General features: G+C 66.4%; 5 protein-coding genes. 2 read left to right on the top strand and 3 right to left on the bottom strand.

The genetic code is table 11. The features are described 5' to 3' along the window. Positions 1 to 237: 237 nt before the first annotated feature. Positions 238 to 1,434, top strand: coding sequence for an IS110 family transposase (locus B9S57_RS27560; RefSeq protein WP_103513951.1), 1,197 nt, complete (start codon positions 238 to 240; stop codon positions 1,432 to 1,434). A 159-nt stretch (positions 1,435 to 1,593) separates the two neighbouring features. Here B9S57_RS27560 and B9S57_RS27555 read toward each other — a convergent pair whose 3' ends face one another. Then, positions 1,594 to 2,070 (bottom strand): ASCH domain-containing protein, encoded by a 477-nt coding sequence (locus tag B9S57_RS27555; protein WP_258036660.1) that lies wholly within the window; start codon positions 2,068 to 2,070, stop codon positions 1,594 to 1,596. Then, positions 2,067 to 4,067, bottom strand: coding sequence for a GNAT family N-acetyltransferase (locus tag B9S57_RS27550; protein ID WP_103759904.1), 2,001 nt, complete (start codon positions 4,065 to 4,067; stop codon positions 2,067 to 2,069). The genes B9S57_RS27555 and B9S57_RS27550 overlap by 4 nt, the downstream gene beginning before the upstream one ends. A 100-nt stretch (positions 4,068 to 4,167) precedes the next feature. Between B9S57_RS27550 and B9S57_RS27545 the strand changes: the two genes are divergently transcribed. Further along, positions 4,168 to 5,378, top strand: a protein-coding gene (locus B9S57_RS27545; RefSeq protein ID WP_103759903.1) for an IS3 family transposase whose coding sequence is annotated in 2 segments (ribosomal slippage) — positions 4,168 to 4,414 and positions 4,414 to 5,378 — 1,212 coding nt in all. Because the reading frame shifts where the segments join, the coding sequence is not laid out codon by codon here. 37 nt (positions 5,379 to 5,415) lie between these two features. Here B9S57_RS27545 and B9S57_RS27540 read toward each other — a convergent pair. Then, on the bottom strand, positions 5,416 to 6,420 hold the full coding sequence (locus B9S57_RS27540; protein WP_103759902.1) for an IS3 family transposase: 1,005 nt from the start codon (positions 6,418 to 6,420) through the stop codon (positions 5,416 to 5,418). Positions 6,421 to 6,596 lie beyond the last annotated feature (176 nt).

Below are 6,596 nucleotides of genomic sequence, written 5' to 3'. Positions count from 1 at the left end.
TCAGGCCGCTCTACCTTCTTGATCGGGCTGATCGAGCCATTCGTAGGGTTGGGTCACCCAGGGGCGCTGGGTGTGGCTTTCAGGCCGCTGCCGTCTCGTGGCAATCGAGGCTTTGCCGCTCAGCGCCCCACGACGACTCGGCCGCCGATTAGGAAGTGCGAACAAGTCGCTGTGTAGAGCAATGCCGGCGAGGTCGTCCGTGGCACGAAGAGTACGAACACGCATGTCAGGAGCGCGATGAGCCGGATATGGGCGGGGATCGACGTCGGCAAGGGCCACCATCACGGCCTTGCCCTGGACGTGGACGGCAAGACACTGCTGTCGCGGCGGGTCGCCAATGACGAACCCGAGCTGCTGAAGCTGGTCGGGGATGTCCTGGACCTGGCCGACGGGCGTGAGGTCACCTGGGCGATCGACATGACCGGCGGGGAACCCGCGTTGCTGCTGGCCTTGCTGGTCAGCCACGGCCAAGAGGTCCTCTACATGCCCGGCCGACTGGTGAACCGGGCGTCCGACGGCTACCGCGGCGAGGGCAAGACCGACGCCCGCGATGCCTACGTGATCGCCGACCAGGCCCGGATGCGCCGCGACCTGCGGCCCATCCGTCCCGGTGACGAGGCAGCCATCGAGCTGAAGCTGCTGACCGGGCGCCGGTCTGACCTGGTCGAGGACCGCACCCGCGTCGTGAACCGCCTGCGCGGCACTTTGCTGAGCATGTTCCCGGCCCTGGAGCGGGCCTTGGACGTGACCAACACCGGCCCGCTCAAGCTGCTGACGGGTTACCAGACCCCGGCTTCGATCCGCCGGGCCGGCGTCGCCCGGCTGACGAAGTGGCTGGCCAACCGCAAGGTCCGCAGCGCCAAGGACCTGGCCGAAGCGGCGGTCGAGGCCGCCGCGCGCCAGCACACCGCCGTGCCTGGGGAGAAGACCATCGCGAAGCTGGTCCATACCCTGGCTGAGGAGGTGATGGCCCTCAACGCGCATATTTCCGAGATGGACAAGCTCATCGAGGGCCGGTTTCGCGAGCACGAACTCGCCGACATCGTCCTGAGCGTCCCCGGCATCGGTGCGACTCTCGGTGCCGAGTTCCTCGCCGCCGTCGGCGGCGATCTGGACGAGTTCGACTCCCCGGACGCCCTGGCGGCCTTCGCCGGCGTCGCCCCAGCACCTCGCGACTCGGGCAAGGTCAGCGGCAACCTCCACCGGCCGGTCACCTACCACCGCAGACTCCAGCGCGTCTTTTACACCTCCGCGCTCGTCAGCGTCCGCTACGACCCGAACTCACGGCAGTTCTACGACCGCAAACGCGCCGAAGGGAAGAGGCACGTCCAAGCCGTGCTCGCCCTCGCCCGCCGACGTGTCAACGTCATCTGGGCACTGATCCGCGACCGACGGTGCTACGAAGTGACACCGCCGATGGCTACGGCCGCTTGACAACAGCATTAGGAAGCCTCGAACGCCCGCCGGATCGACGGTGCCGCCTTCTCCAGGTTGGCCGCCGATGCAAGGCGCACTTACTGGTCTCCGGTCCCAAATTGCCCGAAGTCGCGCAGGTCCCGGGCGAAGTGCCCATCGAGCGGGACAGTGGGTCGCTCAGACGGCCATGCTCTCGAGCGCGGCATGGAACGGCATATCCGTAGGGGGCGCCGCAGCAGACATTCTTTGCAAGTCATCAGGCCGCAGGTAGCGATAGCTCTGCGGAGGGTGGAACGTCCCGCCAGCGCGCAGAGCTGTCAGTGGCACCGGAGTCTCGAAGGCGACGGGCGCTTCCAATGTCAGCCCACTGGCCTGCGCGGCTCCGTCCATATAGGTGTCGTACTCGCGTCTGCTGATTCCCGCCCGTGTGCTGCTGGCCGACCAGACCTCGCGTGGGGTCGCGACCTGTACCGAAGCGATGCGCGCCATGCCGACGATAGCCTTCGTGGGCGCCGTGGCGTACAGAAGCACCGGCGTACCCGGGGGAGCAGCGACGCGCTGCCTCCGAACCTCCACTGTCTTGGAGCCGGCGAGGATCGCCGTAGCGAACCTGGGGTGGACGGACAGCAGCATCGTGCGTTCCGGTTCGTTCACGTCTTTCGGTGCCCTTCTTCGTACACGGCCTGGAACAGCTCGCTGCTGATCTTCGACAGTGACATCAGCGACAACGGCTGTCCCAGATCACCTGCCAACGCTTCGAGGCGTCCGAGCGTCACGGCCGCGGGGAAGAGCTCCGTGTCCGAGAAACGCAGAGCCATCGCCGCACCGTGCCCCCGGGCCACTTTGCGCACCTCAGCCTGACCGTATACGCCCAGGTGTTCGAACTGGGAGTGGAGTGCGTCCGGTGTGTCGATCAACACCTCGTCCAGCCGTGAGCAACCGATGGCCATCTTGCCCTGGGGACCGCTTGAATCCTGACTGACGTACCAGAGGAGACGTGCGGGGACGCTCTCTCCACGTCGGCCTGGCGACCGGTAGTAGACGTGCTCACGGCTGATTCCGAGCTCGCCACGAGGGGTGAGCGGTGAGGGGATGTTGAAGAGGTCGGCGGACCAGCGGGGTTTGATAGGGACGATGAAGCACGGAATGTCAGAGTCGATGATCTTAGCTGGCCACCACGCCCGTTCGACGGCGCTGGCAATCTCGGTCTGAAGACCCGCCCCAAAAGCAACAGAGGGAACCTTCAGGCGGTTGGTGATCCGGTTCGCTGTGGCGGAGACTTCGCGCGCAGTTCCGCAGACATCAACCAAGAGCGCTGTGAGACCGTTGTCCTGAGAGAAGAATCCGTCGAGCCCAGCGGCTTCGGCCGCCGCAGGCGACGGGAAGGGGTCCGTGATCCGGACCGTCTCCACCCCACACTCCCGTCCGAGGTTCTTGAGCAGGAACAGCAGTTGCCGGGCCAGAGTCTGCTCCAGCGAGTGTTCAGCAGTACGCAGCATCGCAACGGTCAGCGTGCGACCGTCATGAGCCCACACGTACAGGGCGACGGGGCGCCCCTCTCCATCGCGCAGCAGCTCCCGCCTCCACACCACGGAATCGTCCTGCTCGAAGGCTCTGAGTCGATCTTCGAAGGCAGACCCCTTCTCGCCCTCGCTTTGATCGAAGAACGCTGTCAGCTCGCCCTCTGCGTCAGTCGCGACCTGTCCGGTGGTGAAAGCTGTCCCCAGGAGGTCGGCGGGTCGGTAGACCTGGGCTTGACGGAGCTCGTCCACATGCAGCGCAACCACGGCCGGCCGGACCACCTTCACGCGGCCAATCTCGCGGGCTACGTCCGCCAGCGCGAGGAGGTCCGGGTTGCATGTGGCCAGCACGTGGAGCCCGGCACAAGATGCCTCCGCCACGTACTGCAGCAAGGGCCCGGTGTGTGGCTGCATGCTCAGATCGGCGCTCTGGGCGCGAACACCGTCCATGAGCTCCCGATGTCGTTCCGCCACGGCTTCCGCGGCAGGCGCGAACTTTCGCATCCGCGCGACTTCGGACCGCTGCTGATTCCGCACCGTGTCAGCGGCGACACTGCGAATGTCGAGCATCAGCTGCGGTGTGTAGGCCAGCTCGGTCTCGTCCTCAAGCCAGGCCGCCTTGAAGATGCGTGGTTCGCGGCTCTCGGCATCCGGGCTTCGATCCGCGATGCCCTCCAGGACGCTGTGGTCCAGGCCGACGATCAGAAGCGCATCGCTCTGCATGTCCGTGAAGAGGTCTGGGTGCCCGAAATCCAGCCACCAGGTGTCCAAGGTCTCCCGGTCGTGCCCCCTGCCGACGGACTCTCCCGGTGGTACGAACCCCAAACTTGCCCACATACCGCTGAGGTCATAGTTGCGCCGGCACTTCGCCCTGATGCCCAGCCGATTTCCGTGCCCCGCCCGTATCGTGTCGATCAGCTGCCGAGCGATTCCTTCGCTGCGGTGCTCATCAGCCACGCACAGGTGCGTCAGCCGTACGTAGGGTTTGCGCTTGGGTAGACCGAAGAGGGCGTAACCGACGACCTCGTCAGCCACCAGCGCGACGAGCAGTCCTCCGACTTCGGCGCTCTGCAGGTATGCCTGCGGCGTGAGCAGACCGAGTGTCTTGGTGTGCAGGTTCCCCAGAGCCACCCGGTGCCTGTCAAGTCAAATGAAACGAATGTGATGAGGCTGACCCTCTGGAGTGGACACCCTGACAATGGATCTTGCTGGTCCAGGGAGGGATGTCCAGGTGGGACGCAGGTCTCCGTATTCGGAGGAGTTCAGGAGGGACGCGGTCGCGCTCTTTCGGGCCGCGGCCGGGAAGCGGACGTACGCTTCGGTGGCTACGGATCTCGGGATCACCGCGGAGTCGCTGCGGACGTGGGTCCGCAAGGATGAGGCCCCGGACCCGTCCGGCGGCCGTGATGCGGGCGTCAGCGTGGCGGAGGAACTTGCCCGGCTGCGAGCTGAGAACGCCAGGCTGCTCAAGGCTGAGCAGGAGTGGCGCCTGGAGCGCGAGATCCTGCGCCGGGCGGCCGCCTATTTCGCGCGGGAGGTGAAGTGAGATCCCGCCGCTGGGACTTCATCTCCGAGAATCTCGCCGATTTCGGCGTCAAGCGGATCTGCCGGGTGCTCGGGGTGTCCCGCGCCGGCTACTACCGGCACCTGGCCACCGCACAGGTCCGCGCCGAGCGCCAGGCCGACGAGGCACGGACCGTGAACGAGATCCGCGCCATTCACGCCGAACATCACGGCGCCTACGGGGCCCCGCGCGTCCATGCCGAGCTGCGGGCGAGGGGTCGGAGGGTCAACCGCAAGCGGGTGACCAGGCTGATGCGGGTCAACGACATCGTCGGCCGGCACCTGCGTAGGAAGAAGCGGACGACGATCGCGGACAGGACCGCGGCGCCCGTGCCGGACCTGGTGATGCGCGACTTCACCGCGGACACCTTGAACACCAGGTGGTGCGGCGACATCACCTATATAGCCGTCGGTTCGACGTGGCTCTACCTCGCCACGGTGATCGACATCTGCTCGAGGAAGGTCGTGGGCTGGTCGATCGCGGACCACATGCGCACCTCGCTGGTCACCGACGCGCTCGAGATGGCCGTGGCGGCCCGCGGAGGCCGGGTCCGCGGTGTCGTGTTCCACACCGACAGAGGAGCCCAATACAGCGCGGCCGCTTTCGCCGACGTCTGCCAGCGGCACGGCATCCGCCGCAGCATGGGCAGGGTCGGCTCGAGTTACGACAACGCCCTCGCCGAGTCGTTCTTCCAGGGCCTCAAGCGCGAGTTGCTCCACGGACGCCGCTGGACCTCGAAGGCACAGACCCGCATCGAGCTGTTCCACTGGCTGTCGTACTACAACCGGCGCCGTCGGCACTCCGCGCTCGGCTACCTCACACCAGCCGAGTTCGAACAACAGCTGATCACGACACGTACGCTGTCACTCATCGCATGAAAACCGGTGTCCACTCCCCGGGATCAACCTCATGATGCTATGAAATCTGTTGTTCTGTTTGGCGTGGCTTGGTGGGGTCGTTGATCCATGCCTGGCGGGGGATCGATGGTGGGACGGGGCGGCGGTTGAACCGTTCCGGGTGCCGTTCGTAGGCGGCTGTGAGGGTGGTGGCTCGTTGCTCACGTACCAGTTCCGCGGTGCCGAAGTGCACGCTGGCCGGCGTGTGGTAGCCGATCCCGGAGTGCCGGTGGACGTGGTTGTAGTAGCTGATGAAGCCGTCCATCCACTCCCGGGCGTGCGTCAGCGAGTCGAACCTGCGCGGGAAGTCGGGCTGGTACTTGGCGGTCTTGAAGTGGCTTTCGCTGTAGGGGTTGTCGTTGCTCACTTTGGGGCGTGAGTGGCTGCGAGTGACACCGAGGTCAATCAGCAGCTGGGAGACCTTCTTGGAGGTCATGGAGGTGCCCCGGTCGGCGTGCACGGTCTCGGGCACGATGCCGTTGCGCAGGATCGTCTCGCGGATCAGCTCCTCGGCCCGGTCGGCTGATTCGGCCCGCTCCACTGTCCAGCCGACGATGTAGCGGCTGTAGATGTCGATGATGACGTAGGCGTGATACCAGATGCCCTTGTCCGGACCCGCCAGCTTCGTGATGTCCCAGGTGAACACCTGCGAAGGGGCGTCGGCGACCAGCTCGGGCACGGTCCTGGCACCATGGGTGGCGATCCGGCGCCGCTCGCCGTCCTGCCCGGCCTCCTTCAGAATCCGGTACATCGTGCGCTCGGAGCAGTGGTAGCGGCCCTCGTCCAGTTCGCGGGCGTAGATCTGGGCCGGCGGAAGTTCGGCGTACTCGTCGCTGTTCACCAGCGCCAGCACGGTGGCCCGCTCTGCGGCCGACAGTGCGGTGACCGGGGCCGGACGCGGTCGCCCAGGTGCCGGCGGCCTGGGATGCAGCCGCCGGTGGTGGGTCGCCCGGGAACGTCCGGTGATCCGGCAGGCATCCACGATGCCCACCAGCAGCCTCAACTCCTCGACCGCCGCGTGCAGATGGCCGTCCAGGACGTGGCTCAGTCCGCGCTCCTGGACAGTGACTGCAAGAGCGCGTGTGTTTTTCCCAGCACCTCCAGTGCCGCGTTCTTCTGGTCCACCTCCGTGCGCAGCCGCTCGTTCTCCCGCCGCAGCTTGGCGTTCTCGGCCTCGGCCGGGTGCTTCCTGGGGCGGGC

The sequence above is a fragment of the Streptomyces sp. SM10 genome (assembly GCF_002910915.1).
Classification (GTDB): Bacteria; Actinomycetota; Actinomycetes; order Streptomycetales; family Streptomycetaceae; genus Streptomyces.
Note: the sequence above shows the minus strand (reverse complement) of the source record. Positions and strands in the feature narration are given on the sequence as shown.